15 protein-coding genes are annotated in these 19,773 nt (G+C 52.5%); 10 read left to right on the top strand and 5 right to left on the bottom strand.

Features of this window, described 5'->3' with window-relative positions:
* Positions 1-7: 7 nt before the first annotated feature.
* The 5 genes from JMG82_RS11765 to JMG82_RS03200 all read left to right on the top strand — a co-directional run bounded on the left by JMG82_RS11765 (position 8) and on the right by JMG82_RS03200 (position 4,888).
* Entirely contained in the window at positions 8-1,636 is a 1,629-nt protein-coding gene (locus JMG82_RS11765; protein WP_201353502.1) for an efflux RND transporter permease subunit, read from the top strand.
* The gene (locus JMG82_RS11760) at positions 1,636-3,330 is read left to right on the top strand and encodes an efflux RND transporter permease subunit (RefSeq protein WP_201353501.1); all 1,695 of its coding nucleotides are present in this window, start codon (positions 1,636-1,638) and stop codon (positions 3,328-3,330) included. The genes JMG82_RS11765 and JMG82_RS11760 overlap by 1 nt, the downstream gene beginning before the upstream one ends.
* Complete coding sequence (locus tag JMG82_RS03210) at positions 3,330-3,533, top strand: DUF2905 domain-containing protein (protein WP_201353500.1); 204 nt, start codon at positions 3,330-3,332, stop codon at positions 3,531-3,533. Before JMG82_RS11760 ends, JMG82_RS03210 begins: the two co-directional genes overlap by 1 nt.
* 157 nt (positions 3,534-3,690) lie before the next feature.
* Positions 3,691-4,260: an elongation factor P gene (gene efp, locus JMG82_RS03205; protein ID WP_201353499.1), complete on the top strand. Its 570-nt coding sequence runs from the start codon at positions 3,691-3,693 to the stop codon at positions 4,258-4,260.
* Between the two features lie 76 nt (positions 4,261-4,336).
* Positions 4,337-4,888, top strand: a complete 552-nt coding sequence (locus tag JMG82_RS03200; protein WP_201353498.1) for a DJ-1 family glyoxalase III — start codon at positions 4,337-4,339, stop codon at positions 4,886-4,888.
* Positions 4,889-4,957: 69 nt separating this feature from the next.
* Here JMG82_RS03200 and JMG82_RS03195 read toward each other — a convergent pair whose 3' ends face one another.
* Both JMG82_RS03195 and JMG82_RS03190 read right to left on the bottom strand, forming a co-directional pair.
* Positions 4,958-5,485 carry a shikimate kinase gene (locus JMG82_RS03195; protein ID WP_201353497.1) on the bottom strand — a complete coding sequence of 176 codons (528 nt, stop codon included), beginning with the start codon at positions 5,483-5,485 and terminating at the stop codon, positions 4,958-4,960.
* A 15-nt stretch (positions 5,486-5,500) separates the two neighbouring features.
* A complete protein-coding gene (locus JMG82_RS03190; protein WP_201353496.1) occupies positions 5,501-6,259 on the bottom strand; it encodes an Hpt domain-containing protein in 759 nt (252 codons plus the stop codon).
* Between the two features lie 217 nt (positions 6,260-6,476).
* On the opposite strand from JMG82_RS03190, the gene dnaE reads away from it, so the two are divergent.
* A complete protein-coding gene (dnaE, locus tag JMG82_RS03185; protein WP_201353495.1) occupies positions 6,477-10,043 on the top strand; it encodes a DNA polymerase III subunit alpha in 3,567 nt (1,188 codons plus the stop codon).
* Here the strand turns inward: dnaE and JMG82_RS03180 are convergent.
* From JMG82_RS03180 to JMG82_RS03170, 3 genes are read right to left on the bottom strand one after another with little or no spacing between them, the layout of a single operon-like run.
* Positions 10,040-11,617, bottom strand: coding sequence for an EAL domain-containing protein (locus JMG82_RS03180; protein WP_201353494.1), 1,578 nt, complete (start codon positions 11,615-11,617; stop codon positions 10,040-10,042). The genes dnaE and JMG82_RS03180 overlap by 4 nt on opposite strands.
* Complete coding sequence (locus JMG82_RS03175) at positions 11,614-12,654, bottom strand: sensor histidine kinase (RefSeq protein ID WP_201353493.1); 1,041 nt, start codon at positions 12,652-12,654, stop codon at positions 11,614-11,616. The genes JMG82_RS03180 and JMG82_RS03175 overlap by 4 nt, the downstream gene beginning before the upstream one ends.
* Positions 12,655-12,658: 4 nt before the next feature.
* Complete coding sequence (locus tag JMG82_RS03170; protein WP_201353492.1) at positions 12,659-13,510, bottom strand: DUF234 domain-containing protein; 852 nt, start codon at positions 13,508-13,510, stop codon at positions 12,659-12,661.
* 103 nt (positions 13,511-13,613) lie between these two features.
* On the opposite strand from JMG82_RS03170, the gene JMG82_RS03165 reads away from it, so the two are divergent.
* From JMG82_RS03165 to gap, 4 genes are all read left to right on the top strand, one after another.
* Entirely contained in the window at positions 13,614-15,098 is a 1,485-nt protein-coding gene (locus JMG82_RS03165) for a CYTH and CHAD domain-containing protein (RefSeq protein WP_201353491.1), read from the top strand.
* Between the two features lie 97 nt (positions 15,099-15,195).
* The gene (gene pta / locus JMG82_RS03160; protein WP_201353490.1) at positions 15,196-17,301 is read left to right on the top strand and encodes a phosphate acetyltransferase; all 2,106 of its coding nucleotides are present in this window, start codon (positions 15,196-15,198) and stop codon (positions 17,299-17,301) included.
* A 30-nt stretch (positions 17,302-17,331) separates the two neighbouring features.
* The gene (locus JMG82_RS03155) at positions 17,332-18,444 is read left to right on the top strand and encodes an acetate/propionate family kinase (protein WP_201353489.1); all 1,113 of its coding nucleotides are present in this window, start codon (positions 17,332-17,334) and stop codon (positions 18,442-18,444) included.
* Positions 18,445-18,623: 179 nt separating this feature from the next.
* On the top strand, positions 18,624-19,616 hold the full coding sequence (gap, locus tag JMG82_RS03150) for a type I glyceraldehyde-3-phosphate dehydrogenase (protein ID WP_201353488.1): 993 nt from the start codon (positions 18,624-18,626) through the stop codon (positions 19,614-19,616).
* Positions 19,617-19,773 lie beyond the last annotated feature (157 nt).

The raw sequence follows: 19,773 nt of genomic DNA, 5'->3' as shown, positions 1-19,773 counted from the left end.
TTCTCGCATGCATAAATCAACCTACAAGGTCAGGGATATTGCGGGAAAGCTGGCCAAAGGCTTTCTGCACAACCCTTTGACACCGATTCTGGGAGTCTTTCTGCTCATTATCGGTTACATTTCACTTGAAATTATGCCAAGGGAAGAGGATCCTCAGATCTCGGTATCCGGCGGTACGATCATCGTGCCGATGCCGGGCGCTTCTCCCCGGGAAGTCGAAAACATCATCGTCAACCCGCTGGAGAGAAAGCTTCGCGAAATCAAGGGGATCGAGCATATTTACGGCATCGCCATGGACAATGTGGGTGTCGTCAATGTAATGTACTACATCGGAGAAGACAGGCAGGCGGCCAACCAGAATCTCTACGACAAAGTCTTCCAGCACATGGACGAATTTCCCAAAGGTGCCATGAAACCCCTGATCAAGCCGTTTGATGTCGATATCGATATTCCCGTTATGGGCATCACTTTCTACAAGAAGGATCCTGCGAAGATAAACGATATCGAACTTTTCAAAATGGTACGCGAAATCCAGCAGCAGCTCAACCGCATCGAGGATGTTTCGAAAACAGAAATCAAGGGGGGCAAGAAAGAGCAGTACAATATCGAGATCGATCTGGGAAAACTGGCGGGCTACCACCTCTCCCTCGGGCAGATCGTACAGGCGCTCAAAGCACTGGCGGCGGATGTGCCGGATGTCAAGGGACGCACCGAAAAGAACAAGCTGGTCATTTTCGGTGTCAAAAACGCCATTGAGAGTATCCGCGATGTCGAAAACCTGATCGTCGCCCAGTATATGGGATCGCCCATCTATCTGAAAAACATCGCCAAGATTACTGATGGTGTCGATATCCAGAATTTCAAAAGTGTCGAAATGACAAGACGCGCAAAAAAGGGCTTCACGCCGCTTGAAGATTCCGTCACGCTCACTCTCGGCAAACTGGCCGGCGCGAATGCGGTTGTCATCGCCAACGCGGTAAAAGAGAAGATGGAGGAGTTCCGCCCGAAACTCGAAAAGATGGGTATCGGCTACTCCATCACACGTGACTACGGCAAACGTGCGAACGATGCGGTCAACGAACTGGTCGACCATATCCTTATCACGATCGTCATCATTTCGATCATGCTCGTTTTCTTCCTTGGATGGAAAGAGTCGCTTATCGTCACATTCACGGTACCTGCCATTTTAGCTATCACACTCTTTATCGCCTATCTTTCGGGGCAGACGATCAACCGCATTACGCTTTTTGCCTTCCTTCTTTCATTGGGTCTTCTGGTGGATGCGGCGATTATCGTTATCGAAAACATTCACCGGCATCTGCATTCACACGATGCGGTGGACAAGAGTACGGATGAGATCATGGTCGAGGCGACCGACGAAATCGGTGCTCCGACCAACATCGCGACCCTTGCGATCATCCTCACGATGGTGCCGATGGCATTTGTGGGAGGAATGATGGGGCAGTTCATGAAACCGATTCCGGCCAATGTACCGGTGGCACTGATCGCCTCTCTCGTTGTCGCCTATATCTTTACACCCTATCTGGGCAGGCGGCTTCTGAAAAAACCCCATATGCATCATCATCGCCACCATTGGCAAAAAGAGAGTGCCAAAGATGAGGGAGGTAACCAGTGATGAAAAAATTTGAGACATTCGTTTTCAACATTCTTGCATCCAACAGCAAGCAGTGGCTTGTCATCATTCTGACGCTGGTTGCACTCGCCGCTTCGGTCATGATGCTGCCGACAAAGATTGTTCTGGCCAAGATGCTTCCCGGAAAAAGCGCCAATACGTACAGTATTTATATCCATACTCCTACCGCGAGTTCCATCGAACAGACAAGGGCTGTGGCCGAGTGTGCCGTCGGTTTTCTCCAAAAAGAGAAAGAGGTGGTCGATACCGAAGTCTATCTGGGACAGGGAGCGCCTCTTGATTACGCGGGACTCGTCAAGGGATCGGCTTTTAAAAACAGCGAGAACGAGGCGGAGATCGTCGTCAATCTTACCGACAAACACGAGCGCGAAGAGCCTTCGTTCATGATGGTACACCGTCTGCGTCCGACGATTAAAACCAACTGCGAAGCTATCGTACCAGGAACGGTCATCGAAATGATCGAACAGCCGGCTGGTCCTCCGACACTCGCTTCGGTCGTGGCGGAAATTTACGGCAGAAACTATGAGAGCATCTACCGACTCAGCCAAAAAATTGCGGCGATATTCAAGAAGACCGAAGGCCTCGTTGATATCAACATCATGGCGGACGACCCCTACAAAAAATATGAACTCGTTCCCAATTCCGACAAAATCAGCCGCTCGGGTCTGAGTGTCGAACAGGTCAACAAGATACTCTATCTTGCTTTCGAAGGGATGGTCGTCGCACATAAAAACAGCAAAGACTATCCCGATCAGATCGGCCTTTTCGTCCGTTTGAGCGACAAAACCAGGCGTCTGCGTGACCACAGCAGGCAAGCACTGGAGTCCAAACTGGCTTCACTGAAACTGATGAACAAAAAGGGCATGCTTGTTCCCGTCAACGAAATCGTCGATATCAGGGAAGTGGATGCGTCGCCGACGATCATGCAAAAAGAACTTCGCCGCATGATCAACGTCACGGCGGAAACCGATCTTGTATCCCAGGTCTATCCGCTTCTGGATGCACGGTCGACCATCATGAATGAACTTGCGAAAGATTACAAAATCGAAACGACAGACTACCTCTTCAACCTACGTCTGACCGACAAAAAGACAGGAGAGGTTTTCGACCTGAAATGGGACGGCGAGATGAAAGTGACGCTCGATACGTTCCGTGATCTTGGAGCGGCGTTTATCGCGGCGCTCATTCTGATTTTCCTGCTGCTGGTCGTCTACTACAAGAATTTCACGATCAGCGGTATCGTCCTTGCAGGAAGTTTTCTCTCCATTATCGGGGTCATTGTGGGACACTGGGTCGCGGATATGGTAACGGAGCATACCTTTTTCCTCACGGCGACCTCTTTGATCGGGTTTATCGCCCTGATGGGTATTAGTTCGCGAAACTCGCTGCTGCTGATCGATTTCGCGAAAGCACTGATGCTTGAAAAAGGGTTCGACAAGCAGCATGCCATCGCAGTGGCGAGCGCGACCCGGGCCAAGCCGATCATGCTGACGGCGATCGCGATCATTCTTGGTTCGGCACTGCTGGCAAGCGATCCGATCTTCGGCGGACTGGGGGTCGCACTGATTTCGGGTACCGTCGCTGCGGTTATCGTCTCTTTGATTTTCATTCCCGTGCTGATGTTCCGCGCCAAGGCGATGGATCCGGAAAAACTGAGAGAGCTGCAGGAAGTGTGATGCCGGAGATCGGGAAGCTGCTGATAGGAATGGGGGTGATCCTCATTCTGTTCGGCCTTTTCGTCTCGTTCGTCGGGAAACTTCCCGGCGACATTGTCATCAAAAAAGAGAACTTCACCTTCTACTTTCCCATCGCCACCTCCATTCTCCTTTCGATTCTCCTCTCACTCATTTTCTACCTCTTCTCCAGATTTTTTCATTGACGGTTTACTCCCGCAGCCTGGGGACATGTTTTGGAAGGAACCTGCCGTACGCAGGAGTATGTGGAGGCTTCCGTAGAGCTTTGGAATCAAAAGCTGCAGTTTTGCGTAACATCCGTTTTTTGGATAAAATACCAACAATTTTATACTAGGAGAAGTAATGGCAACAATAGGTATGGGAGACCTGAAAAAGGGAATCCGCCTGGAAATAGATGGACAGCCCTATCGCGTCGTCGAATACCAGCACGTCAAACCCGGCAAAGGCGCGGCTTTCGTGCGAATCAAAATAAAATCGCTTTCAACCGGCCGCGTCATAGAAAAGACGGTTCATGCGGGTGACAAATTCGAGACACCGAATCTTGAACAGAAAACGATGCAGTACCTATACGACGATGGAGAAATGCTGCAGTTCATGGATACGACTACCTATGAGCAGATCGGTCTGACCCATGAGCAGGTAGGCGAAGATGTGATTAAGTTCATGGATGAGGGATTCACGGTCAATATACTCTTCCACAACGGAAAGCCGATAACCGTGGAACTGCCCCAGGTCGTGGAACTTGAAGTCGTTGAAACACCGCCTAACTTCAAGGGCGATACATCCAGCGGAAGCCGAAAACCCGCCACACTCAAGACAGGTGCCGTCGTTCAGGTTCCCTATCATATTTTGGAAGGGGACAAGATTCGGGTCGATACGACCGAGGGCAAGTATCTGGACAAAGTGAAGTAAGCGAAAGGATGGCGGAATGACAAAAGAAACCGCCATCGCCGATTTCAATACCAAATTCCCGTTGAAGGAGTGAAAGATGGCAACAGTATGTGTCCCACTGGCAAAAGGTTTCGAAGAGATTGAAGCGGTCAGCCTGATCGACGTGATGCGCCGCGGCGGTATCGAAGTGATTGTCGCCGGTGTCAATGAAGAGCTGGTGACCGGAGCCAACGGCATTACAATCAAAACCGATACCGACATCAAGTTTGTGGTGGCTGACGAACTCGATATGATCGTACTGCCGGGAGGCTGGGACGGAACGCATGCATTGGCGGAGAATCCGACGGTTCAGAGCCTTCTTAAAGAGATGAATGATAAAGAGAAGATTGTCGGGGCTATCTGTGCCGCTCCTTTCGCACTCAAAACAGCGGGCGTGCTTCCGGCACACTATACATGTTATCCCAGCGTTGAAGAGCAGATTGGGAAAGAGGGATATACGGACAAGGAGAAGGTGGTAGTCGACGGCAATGTCATGACTTCCCGCGGCCCCGGGACCGCACTCTGCTTCGGTCTGGCCATTGTCCGCAAACTGGTGGGAGAGGAGACCTATCAGTCCCTCAAAGAAGGTTTGCTGGCCGATTACTGCTGATGAAAAGCGGCCGGCAGGCCGCTTTTTAAACTGAATTCTGAAATTTGCCCGACTCTTTGCTTCTGCGATTTACTTCTGCTTTTGAGCACATTTTTTTAGAATCTCTTTTGCCAATGTTTCTCTCTCACCTTGCGTGACATCTATGACAATATCGGCTGCCGCTTCGTAGGCTTCGAACCGTTCGGCAAAGAGAGCCCTCGCTTTCTCGGCATCCTGGAAGAGGGGGCGTTTTTTGAGCTTCTTTTTGGCGTTTGGAGCGCTTAGAATGCGCTGAAAGATCCATTCGAAATCGGCTTTGAGGTAGACGACGGTGCCAATCTCTTTGATGTTTTTGACTTTGTAGAAGCCTCCGCCGGTGGAGATGACCGCATTTTGAACGTTACCGGCCAGCCAGTCGGCAGTTTTCTGCTCCAAGGCTCTGAAGGCGGCTTCGCCGGCGGTGGCGAAAATCTTTTTGATGCGGGTGTTGGTGAGGCTTTCGATCATGTCGTCGGTGTCGAGTGCATACAAAGCGGGGTCGTGACGGACCAGCTCTCTGGCCAGTGATCCCTTGCCGACTCCCATGAAGCCGATGAGCACGATATTCTTTTTTGGCATTTTCCCAAATCCTTCTCAGGCGACTTGGGAATATTCTACCTTCAAATCACTTACGGTTTGTTTCAAAAGTGTCTGATAGGCCCGGATGACCGGGAGTTCATGATTCTCTTTCATGTAGGTGTTGTATTCTGTCAGAAGGTCGGCCACGCCCCCCTCTCCGATATTGAGGGCGGCCCCTTTGAGACCATGGGTAATGTGTTCGATTTCGGTAAAATTTTCCGTCTCCAGGGCACGGTCGAGATCGTTGATGGCGTTTTCGAGCTGATGAATCAGCTCCACGACGAACTCATCCGCCTCTTCGGAGGAGAGCCCCATCCCCTCTACCAGCCGCTGATGCGAAAAGTGCCCGTAATCTTTTCGCAAAATGGCGTCCGCTTTTTTCTGAATTTCCACAGTTTCCGCTCCGGTGTCCGGATGAAGCCGATAGAGGGTCGGACGGGGTTCCGGTTCGGGCCGTTCCTGCTCTTTCTTGGAAACTTCGGGTTCTGACGGGGTGGAAGGAGTTGTCTCTCCGGCCGATGCATCTGATTCGCTTTTTTCGGTGGGCAGCGCTTCCGGCTTCGCGGGCGTGCGTCGTTTTATCGGCGCGTTCTCCCGACTCTTCACTTTCTCCTCTGCCGAACGGTTAGCCTCTTTTTTGATCTCTTCCTGGCTCTGGTGCACATAGAGTTCAAACGATTTGCTTTTCATGTGGTCGCGGATGACCAGGACAAGGAAGCCCATCAGAATCAAAAGAAGCAGGCCTATTGTCCCGAATAAGATTAAATCGAACATAGCTCATCCTTTTGTATTGCGTAACATTATTACAATAAAATCGGCCGTCCCGGTATTTTGTTTAAGAGGAGGAAATTTTTGGCGCGATTTAGCGAAATATAACGCCAACTTCGATAGACTAATTTAAATTTAAATCCGGTCGCGGAAGCCATACAAACCTTGGAATGTCAGGTTTTGCGCAATTTCCGGACGAATCCACAGCGGAAGAAAAGACCCAATGAAACCACGATTCACCCATCTTCATCTGCATACCGAATATTCGCTACTTGACGGTGCCAACAAAATCTCCAGACTGGCGGGGCGGCTCAAGGAACTTGGTATGGATTCGGTGGCCATCACCGACCACGGCAACATGTTCGGCGCCATCGACTTCTACCAGCAGATGAAAAAAGAGGGGATCAAGCCCATCATCGGGATGGAAGCCTATCTGCACAACAGCGACGATATCGGCGACAAGAGTACCCGCCAGCGCTATCATCTGTGCCTTTACGCCAAGAACGAAACCGGGTACAAAAACCTGATGTATCTCAGCTCCATGGCCTATATCGAAGGCTTCTACTACTATCCCCGTATCAACAAAAAGCTGCTCGAAGAGCACAGCGAGGGGCTCATCTGCTCCTCCGCCTGCCTGCAAGGAGAGGTCAACTGGCACATGAACCTGAGCGAGCGCAACGTCAAATTCGGTGCCCAGGGGTATGAGCGGGCCAAAGAGGTGGCGTTGGAGTATCGGGAGATTTTCGGGGAGGACTTCTACCTGGAACTGATGCGCCACGGTATCGGAGACCAGCATACCATCGACGAGCAGATCATCCGCCTGAGCCTGGAGACCGGCATCAAGATTGTGGCGACCAACGACACCCACTATCTCTATCCCGACGATGCGGAGCCTCATGAAGCCTTCATGTGCATCGCTATGAACAAACTCTACGACGATCCCGATAGGCTGCGCCATTCGGTGCACGAGTTCTACCTCAAATCACCCGAAGAGATGGCCGAACTCTACGCCGACATCCCCGAAGCGCTGGAAAACACCCAGGAGATCGTCGAAAAGTGCGATCTGGAGCTCGATCTTGGCAACCCCACGCCGCCCAACTTCAAATTCGCCAGGGAGTACGCCGCCAAAGCGGGCATCGAGGTACCTGAGCCCCAAAACGCGAACAGCTTCGCCAACGACGAGGTCCTCTTCGTCCACGAGTGCCGCAAAGGGCTCCAGGAGCGGTTGAAGCATGTGCCTGAAAGCGAACACGAGCGCTATCGGGAACGGTTGGAGAGGGAAATCGAAATTATCAATCAGATGAAGTTTCCCGGATACATGCTTATCGTCTGGGATTTCGTCCGCGAGGCGAAGGAGCGGGGCATTCCCGTCGGTCCCGGCCGGGGGTCGGCGGCGGGAAGCCTGGTGGCCTACAGCCTGGGGATCACCAACATCGACCCGATGCGTTACGACCTGCTTTTCGAGCGTTTCCTCAACCCAGAACGCGTCAGCATGCCCGATATCGATATGGACTTCTGCCAGGCCCGCCGTGGAGAGATCATCGATTACGTGGTGCAGAAATACGGCCGCTACAACGTCGCGCAGGTCATCACCTTTGGCTCCTTGCTGGCCAAGGGGGTCATCCGTGACGTGGCGCGGGTGCTGGGGGTGAGCTACTCCGAAGCGGACAAGATGGCCAAACTGATTCCCGACGAACTGGGCATCACCCTGATGGGCAAGGGCAAAGAGGGCGAAGAGGGCTTCAAACCCGGTGCCTGGCACAAGGAGCCCAAGTTGCGGGAGCTGGTGGAGAGCAATCCGACCGCCGCACGGGTCTGGAAATTCGCCCTGGCGCTGGAGGGGCTCAAACGCAACGCCGGCATGCACGCGGCGGGGGTGGTCATCTCCAACGAGGAGCTCTGGCACAAGACGCCGCTTTACAAACCTTCCGGCGAAGAGACGCTGGTGACCCAGTACTCCCTCAACTTTCTCGAAGATGTGGATCTTATCAAATTCGACTTCCTGGGGCTCAAGACCCTCACCGTCATCGACAACGCGCTCAATCTGGTCAAACAGCGCCACGGCGTCACCATCGACTTCGACACCCTCCCCATGGACGACCCGAAAGTCTACGAAACGATTAGAAGTGGCGAGACGGTGGGAATGTTCCAGATCGAATCGGGCGGGATGCAGCAGCTCAACGCCAAACTCAAGCCCGACAGTTTCGAAGACCTCGTCGCGGTACTCGCGCTTTACCGTCCGGGGCCGATGGAGTCGGGCATGCTGGACGACTTCATCGAGCGTAAGCACGGCCGGCAGGAAATCACTTATATGTTCCCGCAACTGGAGGAGATTCTAAAGCCCACCTATGGGGTCATCGTCTACCAGGAACAGGTCATGCAGATCGTCCAGACCATCGGCGGCTTCAGCCTCGGAAAAGCGGATATCGTCCGCCGGGCGATGGGGAAAAAGAAATTCGACCTGATGCAGAAATACAAAAGCGAATTCGCCGAAGGGGCCAAAGCCCAGGGGCTCGACTACGACAGAGCGGCGGAACTCTTCGACCTGATCGAAAAATTCGCAGGCTACGGCTTCAACAAATCCCACTCCGCCGCCTACGCGATGGTCACCTACCAGACCGCCTACCTCAAAACCCACTACCCGGCCGAATTCATGGCGGCGTTGCTAACCAGCGAAAAGGACAACACCGACAAGGTGGTCAAGTATATCGACGAAGTCAAACGGCTTGGCATCGAACTGCTCGCTCCCGACATCAACCGCTCCGCCCTGGAGTTCACGCCCGACAGCGACGAAGAGGGCAAAGAGGTCATTCTCTTCGGTTTAGGAGCCATCAAGGGAGTGGGAGATGCCGCCGTCCATGCGATTCTTACCGCAAGAGAGGAGGGGGCTTTCAGGTCGCTCGACGATTTCGTCTCCCGTATCGACACCCAGAAGGTGAACAAGAAGGTGATCGAATCGATGATCAAAGCGGGCGCGATGGACGGCTTCGGTTACAGCCGCAGGGCGCTGCTGGAGAGCATCGACGCTATCGTCGAAGCGATGCACGAAAGCGCCCGGGCACAGCAGATGGCCGTCGGTTCACTCTTCGGCGACGACGAGGATCTGATCAACATCAAGGTGGACATTCTACCGATGGAGGAGTATCCGCAAAAAAGCATTCTGGAGCTTGAGAAAGAGTCTCTGGGCTTTTATGTTTCGGGCCACCCCCTCGACAGGTTCCGTGAAGAACTGGAGAAGATTCGCTATACCCTCTCGTCCGATATCGACCAGATCGCTGACGGTTCCACGGCTCTTTTGATCGGAAAAGTCGAGGAAGTTACGACCAAAATAAGCAAAAAAGGGAACAAATTCGGGATCGCCAATGTCATGGACCTGCACGGAAACATCGAAATTACCCTCTTCGAACGGCAACTCGAACAGTTGGAAAAAATGGATCTGGAAGAACCGATCGGCTTCAAAGTGACCATAACGCGTGATGGAGACTTTACCCGCATGCGGGTCCATAAAATTATGGAGCTTAAAGCGTGCGGCAAAGAGAAGGTCGATACCAGAATGGTGGAAAAACCGGAAGAACCGATGACCATACGGCTCAACCTCGATCATGAAAAGATGCGCATTCTCGAAGAGATTTATCGGCTCGCGCAGAGCTGTCCCGGCCGCCGGCAGCTCAAACTGCGTCTGTGTTCCAAACTGCAGGAGATCGAAATCGAATCTTCCATCTACGTCAATCCACAGTTCGAAGAGCGGCTGCACGCTATGGAAGAGGTCGAAATTCTCGCTTCGGCCTAATGGTAAGGTTTCGGTTTCGAAAGATAGAATCCCTGCATGTAGGTGACCTCCATCGATTTCAAAAGATCGTAGGTCGCCTTGTCGCTGACGAACTCGACACAGGTATCCAGATCGAGTTTCTGGGCGAACCGGATAATCGTTTCGACAATGAGACGGGAGTTTTGGTCGGTCAGGATGTTTTTGATCAGTGAACCGTCGATCTTGAGCATATCGAGATCGAGTTTCAGGATGTGTTCGAAGTTCGAGTAGCCGGATCCAAAGTCATCAAGGGAGATGGAGCATCCCATTCGGCGCACTTTGTCCGTAAAACGGCGGACGGTTTCGTAATTCTTTATTTTGTCACACTCCAGTATCTCGAAATGGATGCGGTGAGGTTCGGGAAAACGACGCACCTTTTCGATGATGAATCCCATGATGTTGCCGTTGGCGATGTCGTCGTAGGATAGATTGATGGAGAAATGTCCCGGATGGTCATGAAAAGAGGCGAACGCCTGATCGAGGACACGCATCGTGATATCGAAATAGATTTTTGACCGTTTCGCCAGTTCGAGAAATTCAACCGGGTAGTGGATGGTGCCGTCGTTGTCCACGATTCTCACAAGACACTCGTAGGCATTGATGCTGTTGTCGCTGACACGCACGATCGGCTGGTAGTGGAGGATGACTCTGTCCTCTTCCAGTGCCCGCTTGATCTGGCGGATCCATGAGAGGTTGGAGCGGTACTGCTCTGTCAAATCGTGTTGGGGGGCGTATATGCAGTAGTTACGGTAGGACTTTTTGGCACATTTGAGCGCCATGCCCACGGTGGCCAGGAGGTTGTCTCTCTCCATGGAAGCTCCGGCGCGGACGGCGATGTGAAAACTGTCCGATCCCGCAACGAAACGGTGGTTGTTCACAACGCTGACAAGAAGCGAAAGCTCGTGATCGAGTTCGATGCGGTTTAGCCCTTTCGTACTTGCGATGACGAATTCGTCGGAACGGAGGCGATAGAGATCGAAATGGGGTTTGTTGAAGTGGGTTTTAAGAAGGTCTGCAAGTTGCTGCAGAAGCTCGTCGCCGGTGTTGTCCCCGTAAAGCTCGTTGATTTCGTGAAAGGCATCGATATCGGTATGGACAAGAAACTCGATATCGTGATCGGGCCGCTCCACCCTCTTTTTCAGTGCATTGCCGTTGGGTATACCCGTGAGCGGATCGGTATAGATATGCATGGAAAGCTCTTTTTGGAGTTTCGCCACTTCATTTTTCCGCTTATCGAGCTCCTCTTTCAGGCGACCAAGGTGCCCGGTGACGGAGAGTTGGCGAAAAAAGAGCACTGCCAGAGCCATGAAGAAAAGAAACGAAAACAGATAGGTAGCGATCAGCGCAAAACGCCCTCCGGTCTCCAGTTCGCTCCAGGCGGCCCGGAGTCTGGAGAAAATCGTTTCCGTATCCATTCTTCCGAACCCGGAGAGAAGCTCCTGCCACATTTTGTTGTTGTGTGCGGAGAAGATTTGATGGGTCATATAAAGATCATATCCGATAAGCAGTATCAGAGCGAGCGGTAGAAGAGAGTAGATGGTGCGGTTTCTTGTCATAACTCTTTTTCCGTCGGTTCTGTCGGAATAGTGAGAGTGAGACGTTTGGGCTCTTTTTCCAGGGAAATTTCTCCCCCGTGGGCTTTGACGATCTGCCGGACCAGGACAAGTCCCAGTCCATGCCCTTTCGTTTTCGTCGTGTGAAAGGCTTCGAAGAGCCGATCAGGATTTTCGAAAGGCACCCCGGAGTCGCGTATCGTGAATATGACGAATCGGCCGGAGTGTTTCGCTTCGAGCCATACCTCTCCCTTTTCGTCTTCGGACTCCTCGATGGCGTCGATGGCGTTGAAGATGAGATTCTGAAGCGCCAGAGAAAGAAGCCCCAGGTCACCCCGTATCGTAGAATCCTGGAAATGATAATGCATGTGGATGCTCTTGGCGTAACTGTAGGAGTCGACGGCGGCGCGGCACTCCTTTTCCAGACTTTTCAGAGAGATTTCCGCAAAGAGCGGCTGGACCCCTTTGGAGTACATCAGGGTCGTCTTGATGATGCGCTCGACTCTAAAAAGGGAACGTCGAATCTCTTCGACGATCGGCTGATTTTTGGGAAGGACACGTTTTGAGAGGGAGGAGAGCAGCAGGGTGATAGAGCCGATCGGATTGCGTATCTCGTGGGCGAGGTGGGCCGCCATCTGTCCCATCGATGCAAGCCTCTCCTTGCGTTTTTGTTCGGTGATGTCCGTGGCGCTGATGATCGTCTTCGACTCGTTGCGGGTCGTTTTGACGAGGTAGTGGCGCTTCTTGAAGGCGATCTCCTGCTCTTTTTTTTCGAGGTCGATCTTTTCGAGCAGGCCGCTCAGGGCTTCCGCTTCGCTGTTCTGAAGAAAAATCGAACCTTCGTCGTTGAGGACCCACAGGGCGTTGGGCAGCGCCTCGATGATCTGCTGGACCAGGTTCTGCAGATGGTTGTAAGCGTTGGTGAGGGCGATATACTCTTTCTCGACACTGTACGTCTGTTCGATAAGACTTTCGAGCTGGGAGAGGAGTGTGAGTTTCTCCTCTTCGTTCATCGATTCGGGCAGCTTGAATTCGTTCATCGCGTCATGCCAGCAGTTTTTCGAAATCTTCGAGGTCGAAGCAGAGAATTGTCGGATCGTTGCTGCTTTTGAGTTCGTTGCTGAAGCCGCTTCTGGAGAAAAGTGCGAAGTAATCGGGCTTCAGCCCTGACCGTTCGCATTTGGATTTTAGCTTGCTTACGAGGCTCTTGCACACTTTGTGCCCTTTCCATTTGCATTCACCGATGATGATTCGATTGTTGCGGGTTTTTGCCAGCAGGTCGAATTCGTTGTGGCGATCCCAGTAGGTTCCCTTTTCGAAAACCGGATCTTTCCTCTCAAACGTCTCCATGATCAGCGCATTGGAGAGTTCTTCGAAAGTGAAACTGACATAGCGGTCGAAGGAGTTTTCGAGATCCTCGAAAAACGCGTCGTAGTTTTCGGCTTCTATCTCGCCAGCGTGCGGTTCGACGAATGTGTACCAGAAACGGTAGAAAGGGTAGGTAAATTTGATCTTGGACTGGATCGAGTACCTGCGCTCCTCCCGTTTCTTTTTCATTCCCTGTCGGGGAAGGGGTGCCGGTTCGCGCGAATGCTCCTTGTGCAGCATGCCGACCCTTTGAAGCGCGTGGTAGGTGCCGTGCCCTTGAGTGCGTGACAAAGAAGCCCGCCTCAGCACATTGATCGTCTTTCCGTCCGAGACGGCCACGGCACGCAGCAGCCTTCGGCTCTCGTTTTCACGGCTGAGCGGTGGCAGCACCTTGGTTTTCAGAAAATGGTATTTTTCAAGGATATTGGTCTCTATCGACTCGGTGAGGGTATCGCTGAAACTGAGTTTTATGTACTTTTCGAGTCCTCCGAATACGGCATAGTGTTCAATAAGCTGTTCAATCTCCAAATGGGGAAAATGTTTGTGGAAATAGCGAAACTTTTCTATTTTTATCTATCCTTCTACACTTCTTTGTCACCATTATTATAACACAGTATGATAAAATCGTTCCATGGAAAAAACGGAGATCGAACGTCGTTTTCTGCTCTACCCCTGCTCGATGAAACGCTTTTTGAAACGGCACACCATAGCCTGTCGGACGGTGAAGATGGTACAGTTTTACCTCGTGGCGGATGATGAGCGGGTGGAAAGGTACAGAAAAGAGGACGGAAAATATGTCAGGACACTCAAGCACGGTGCGGGACTGGTGCGGGAAGAGTTTGAAGAGAGAATCACGAAAGAGGCTTTCGAGGAGGCGCTGCGCCGAAACAGGGGCGGAGTCATCCGAAAGGTGCGGCGGATTTTCGGTTACCGGGGGCGTCTATTCGAACTCGATAGTTTCAAAGGGGTACTCAAAGGGCTCAACATTCTGGAGATCGAATTCGAAAGCGCAGAGGAAGCGAAACGTTTCGAACTGCCCGAACCTTTCAATCGTCTCACGATTGCCGAGGTGACGGAGGATCGGAGATTTTCCAACGGCGCACTCTCACGTTCGGGAAAGATTCCGACCATCGGGGTCGGTCTGGCCGCGCTTCTTGAAAGCATCGACCGGCGAGAAACCTTCCTGAAAGCCTCTACGGCAGTGGCGCTTACCCCCTACGAGAAGTGCGCCAATGCCCTCAAGGCGATCGTCTATACGCTGCTAAGATCGATCGAAGCCAACAAAAAAACGATACTTGCCAAGACGGAGGATCCCGAACGGCTGCACCAGCTGCGTGTCGCGATGCGCAAACTTCGGGCACTCCTTTCGCAGATGGCTCCCTTTTTCGACGAAGAGTGGCGACATTTTCATAAAGAGAAGCTGGCGGCATTGATGCGCGAAACCGGTGCCAAGCGGGATATCGACGTCTATCTGCTGGAGATACCACGCTACAGACAGATGGTGCCCGAATCGCTGGTGGGCGGCATCGACGCACTGGAAACCTATCTACTTGAACAAAAAAAGGTGCAGGAGCGGTTTGTGGAAAATTTTCTCGAAAGCGAGCGTTTTTTGAAGGAGATGGCGGAACTTTTACGATTCGCTGCAGAGGAAGGGAGCGAGGGACTGAGTGAAAAAGCTGCGATTCCCGTGATTCTCGGTGTATCGAAAAGGCTGCGATACCGGTATAAAAAAGTTTTGAAAAAGGGTGCTTTGATCGATGCCGACTCACCGGCACACCATTACCATATGGTGCGAATCGATGTGAAGAAACTGCGGTATATGATGGAGTTTTTCTCGTCTATTCTGGAACCGGATGCCTATGCGCAGATGCTGAAAAAACTGAAGGCGATCCAAACCATTCTCGGAGAGCATCAGGATCTTGATGTGCAGCGGGAACACCTGAAAGCGTTCGCGAAAGTTCCCGAGCTCCATAACGAAAAAACGATGAGGGCCATCGATAGCCTCCGCGACGCGATGGCAAAACTTGAGCGGGAAAAAAGGAAGAGGTTCCGGGAACTTTTCGAAGAGTTTTCCCGAACGGACGATCTCTTTCATCGAATGGTCTGCAGGTTTTGACCGCTTCAACACCTTCGATGCCTTTTTGTGCGTGCATACAAGGTGATGATCTTCAACCGATGTGTGTTACTATTGGTGAAAAAACAGAGGAAAGGCAATGAACGTCAACGCGCTCTACGTAGTCTCCAAGGAGCCCAGAGCCGGAAGTTTTTTCGTCTCGATGGGATTGATGGATATACTCAAACGCAATTTCAAACGCGTGGCGATTTTCAAACCGATCGTCCGGGGAGAAAAGATCGACAGCGATATCGAAACGCTGCTCTCGGTATTTGAGATGAGGCAAAGATATGAAGATGCCGCGGGTGTGGAGATCGACATGGTGGAGAGCTATCTCGCCCGGGGTGAGGAGTCCCGGCTTTACGAGCAGCTCATTACCCGGTTCGAGAGATTACAGAACCATTACGATTTCGTCCTCTGCCTCGGAATGACCGATATGCACCTCAAAGAGCTGGTGGACTTCGACGTCAATGTCCAGATCGCGAAAAACTTCTCCGTGCCCGTGGTGGGAATTGTCAGCGCCAAGGAGAAGGAAGCCGAGGAGGTGCAGGAGGATATCGCTCTGTGGCAGCAGTCGCTCAAAGAGGAGGGCATCCGACCTTTTGCCTTTTTTATCAACCATGTATCGGATTCGCTGGTTTGCCAAATGGAGAGATTCGCACCTTTCCCCGACACCCCCTGTTTCCCCATTCCCTACGAGAAGAAACTTGACAGTCCCACCGTTTTGGATCTGATAAGTCTTACCGGCGGTGAAATTCTGCATATGAAAGACGAGACAGCGCTAGAACGGATTATCAATAAACCTCTGATCGCCGCGATGCATCCGGAACATTTTCTGGAACACTTCGAGGAAAAAGATCTCGTCGTCGTACCCGCCGACCGTGCCGATATCTTTCTGGCCATTCTTTCGGCCAACAGAATTCCCGGCTTTCCTTCGGCCTCCGCCATCGTCGTGGGAGGCGGGATGGATATCGCGCCGACGGTGATGAAGATGATCGAAAGCGACGAAACCTTTCGGGTGGTCCTGATCAAAGTACCGCTTACCACCCTGGAGATCATCATGAAGGCGCAGCGAAGCGAGGCCCGCATCACACCCAGACATCGCCGCAAGATCGCCCTGGCACTGGGACATTTCGCAAACCATGTGGATGTGGGACTCATCGAGCGTTCTTTAAAAAAGACGAAAATCGATATCGTGACACCGGTGATGTTCTTGCATCGTATCTACGCGAAAGCCTCACAGCACCGGATGCGGGTGGTACTGCCCGAGAGTATGGATGAGAGGATCCTGCGGGCGGCGGAGACGGCGCAGCGCAGAAAGATCGCCGACATAACGCTGCTGGGAAACGAAGAAGCGGTCCGTAACCGGGCCGGGATGATCGGCGTCGACCTGGAGGGGGTCGAAGTGATCGATCCCGTTACAAGCGAGCTGAAAAAGCGGTTCGCAGAATCGTTTTACAGATTGCGGAAGCACAAGGGAGTGACACTCGAAAACGCTTTGGATATGGTGGAGAATGTGACCTATTTCGCGACAATGATGGTCCATGAAGGACTGGCCGATGCGATGGTTTCGGGTGCGACCCATACGACACGTGAAACAGTGCTCCCCGCGCTGCAGATAATCAAAACGAAGCCGGGCATCGATATCGTATCGAGTGTCTTTTTTATGTGCCTGGATACACGGGTGCTCGTCTATGGCGATTGCGCCATCGTCCCGGATCCGAATCCGAAGGAGTTGGCACAGATCGCCATCGAATCGGCGGAAACGGCCAAAGCGTTCGGTATCGAGCCGATCGTGGCGATGCTATCCTATTCGACGGGTGAAAGCGGTGTGGGGGCCGATGTGGAGAAGGTGCGGGAAGCGACGCGAATCGCCAAAGAGAGACGTCCCGATCTTCTTATCGAAGGGCCGATGCAGTACGATGCCGCCATTGATCCCGCCGTGGCCGAAAAGAAGATGCCAGGCTCAAAAGTGGCGGGTCGTGCGACGGTTTTCATCTTTCCCGATCTCAATACAGGCAACAATACCTACAAGGCGGTTCAGCGTGCTACGGGTGCCATCGCCATCGGTCCCGTACTCCAGGGACTTCGAAAACCGGTCAACGATCTTAGCCGCGGGTGCAGTGTAGAGGATGTCGTGAGCACCATCGCCATCAGCGCGATTCAGGCGCAGAATATAGACGAAATCCAGGCCGCCAAAGATTGAAATGGTTCATGCCGGGCCGAAAGGAGTAGGATGAAAATACTGGTTCTCAACTCGGGGAGTTCATCGCTGAAATACAAACTTTTCAGCGAAGGCGAGGCGGTCGCCGACGGGATCGTGGAGCATATCGGTGAAGAAGGCGGGGTGAAGGATCACCGTGAAGCGCTGGAGATTGCCGAAAAGGCGCTCATCAGGGCCGGTGCCGTCGAATCGTTTGACCGGCTTGATGCCGTCGGGCACAGGGTCGTGCATGGGGGGGAGCGTTTTATCGAACCTGTGCGTATCGATTCGGAGGTGATCGGGGCGATTCGCGATCTGATACCGCTTGCCCCTCTTCACAATCCTGCCAATCTCGAAGGGATTGAGATGATGAAAAAAAAGGTACCGCATGTTCCGCAGGTAGCCGTTTTCGATACCGCTTTTCACCAGACCATGCCGAAGCGTTCCTATCTCTACGCCATTCCTCTCGAATTTTATGAAAATTATGGAGTCCGGCGCTATGGTTTTCACGGCACATCCCACATGTACATTGCCAAAAAAGCGGCCGAAAGGCTGGGAAAACCTCTGAAAACGGTCAATCTGATAACTCTTCACCTTGGCAATGGAGCGAGTGCATGCGCCATCGAAAAGGGACAAAGCGTTGATACGTCGATGGGTTTTACCCCCCTCGCCGGGCTCGTCATGGGGACACGCAGTGGCGATATTGATCCGGAAATTCCCGTCATGATGGAAAAGAAGGGTCTGGATGCCGACACTGTTTTGAACAAGCAGAGCGGACTCAGGGGCCTGTGCGGTGAAAACGATATGCGGCGGATTCAGGAGCGTGCCGCGGCGGGCGATGAAAAGAGCCGGACGGCCCTGGAGGTCTATGTGCACAGAATCCGGCACTACATCGGTGCCTATATGGCGCAACTGGGACGTGTGGATGCCCTTGTTTTCACGGCGGGTATCGGGGAACACAGTCCGTTGGTGCGCCAGATGGTGTGCAGAGGGCTGGAGCCGCTGGGCATCGTACTCGATACGAAAAAAAATGCGGATGGCAGGAGAGATATCTCGGCCCCAAAATCTCAGATACGCATTTTCGTGATTCCGACCGATGAAGAGCTCGAAATCGCCCTCCAGACTGAGGCTGTTTTAAAGCGCTGACAGTTTTGTTGGGATATAATGACCCTATGTGACGCATTGTGCGTAGCACCTTCTCGAAATCTTCGATTTCGAAGCTTCCCGGAAGGACAGAGGAGGGTCGTGCCTCTGCCAAAACATGAATTTTGCTCATGTTTTGCGTACCATCGAAAATGAAAACAAACAAAAATAAAGGAGAAAAAATGGCTATCAAAGTAGCAGTCAACGGAACGGGTCGCATCGGATTGTGCGTCATCAAAATCGTCATGGAACACGAGGACATGGAACTGGTGGCGATCAATACCACTGCCAAACCGGAGATGCTGGAGTACCTTCTTAAATACGACAGCGTCCATCGGGGTATCGACGCGAAAGTGATCGACGACGAGACCATCGAAATCGCAGGCAAGCCGGTGAAGATGTTCAGTGAAAGGGACCCCGAAAAACTCGATTTCGGCAGCGTGGGTGCGGACGTGGTCGCTGAGTGTACGGGTGTCTTTTTGACGACGGAACTGGCCGGCAAACACCTCAAAGGCAGTGTGAAAAAGGTGGTTATGAGCGCACCGGCCAAAGACGATACCCCGACTTTCGTCATGGGGATCAACACCGACACCTACGCCGGCCAGGCGGTCATCTCCAACGCTTCGTGCACCACCAACTGCCTCGCCCCCGTCTGCAAGGTACTCGACGATGCATTTGGCATCGAAAACGGCCTGATGACCACGATCCACTCCTACACCAACGACCAGAAACTGCTGGATGTGAAGCACAAGAAAGATTTCCGCCGCGCCCGCGCCGCCGCGGAGAACATGATCCCCACCTCCACCGGGGCCGCCAAGGCGATCGGCCTGGTCATGCCCCACCTCAAAGGGCAGCTCAACGGGTTTGCTATCCGTGTCCCGACCCCCGACGTTTCCGTCGTGGATTTGACGGTCAACCTGAAAAAAGAGGTGACCGAAGAGGCGATCAACGCCGCCTTCGACGAAGCGGCCAAAAATCTTGGCAAAATGATCCTGGTCGACCACGACAAACGGGTCTCCCGCGATTTTGTCGGCTGCGAATACAGCGCCATCTTCGTCCCCGACCTTACCCGGGTTGTAGGTACCAACACGGCGAAAGTGGTGGCCTGGTACGACAACGAGTGGGGTTACAGCTGCCGCCTTGTCGACATGATACACTTTGTAGCCACCCACTGATATCTGACCGGGAAGAGTTATCACCGCTCTTCCTGGCTACATCTATCAATTCGATTGAACAAAAAGAGACGTTCAAGCCGAAAATTCTCCGATTTTTTCAGTTGGCAGCACACGCTTTCCGTCTTTCAATGAAATTTCCGTGAAATCGGGCTATCAT

This window comes from Hydrogenimonas urashimensis (genome assembly GCF_016593255.1).
GTDB lineage: Bacteria > Campylobacterota > Campylobacteria > Campylobacterales > Hydrogenimonadaceae > Hydrogenimonas > Hydrogenimonas urashimensis.
The sequence above is the reverse complement of the archived record's forward strand: the minus strand, read 5'-3'. Positions and strand labels throughout refer to the sequence as shown.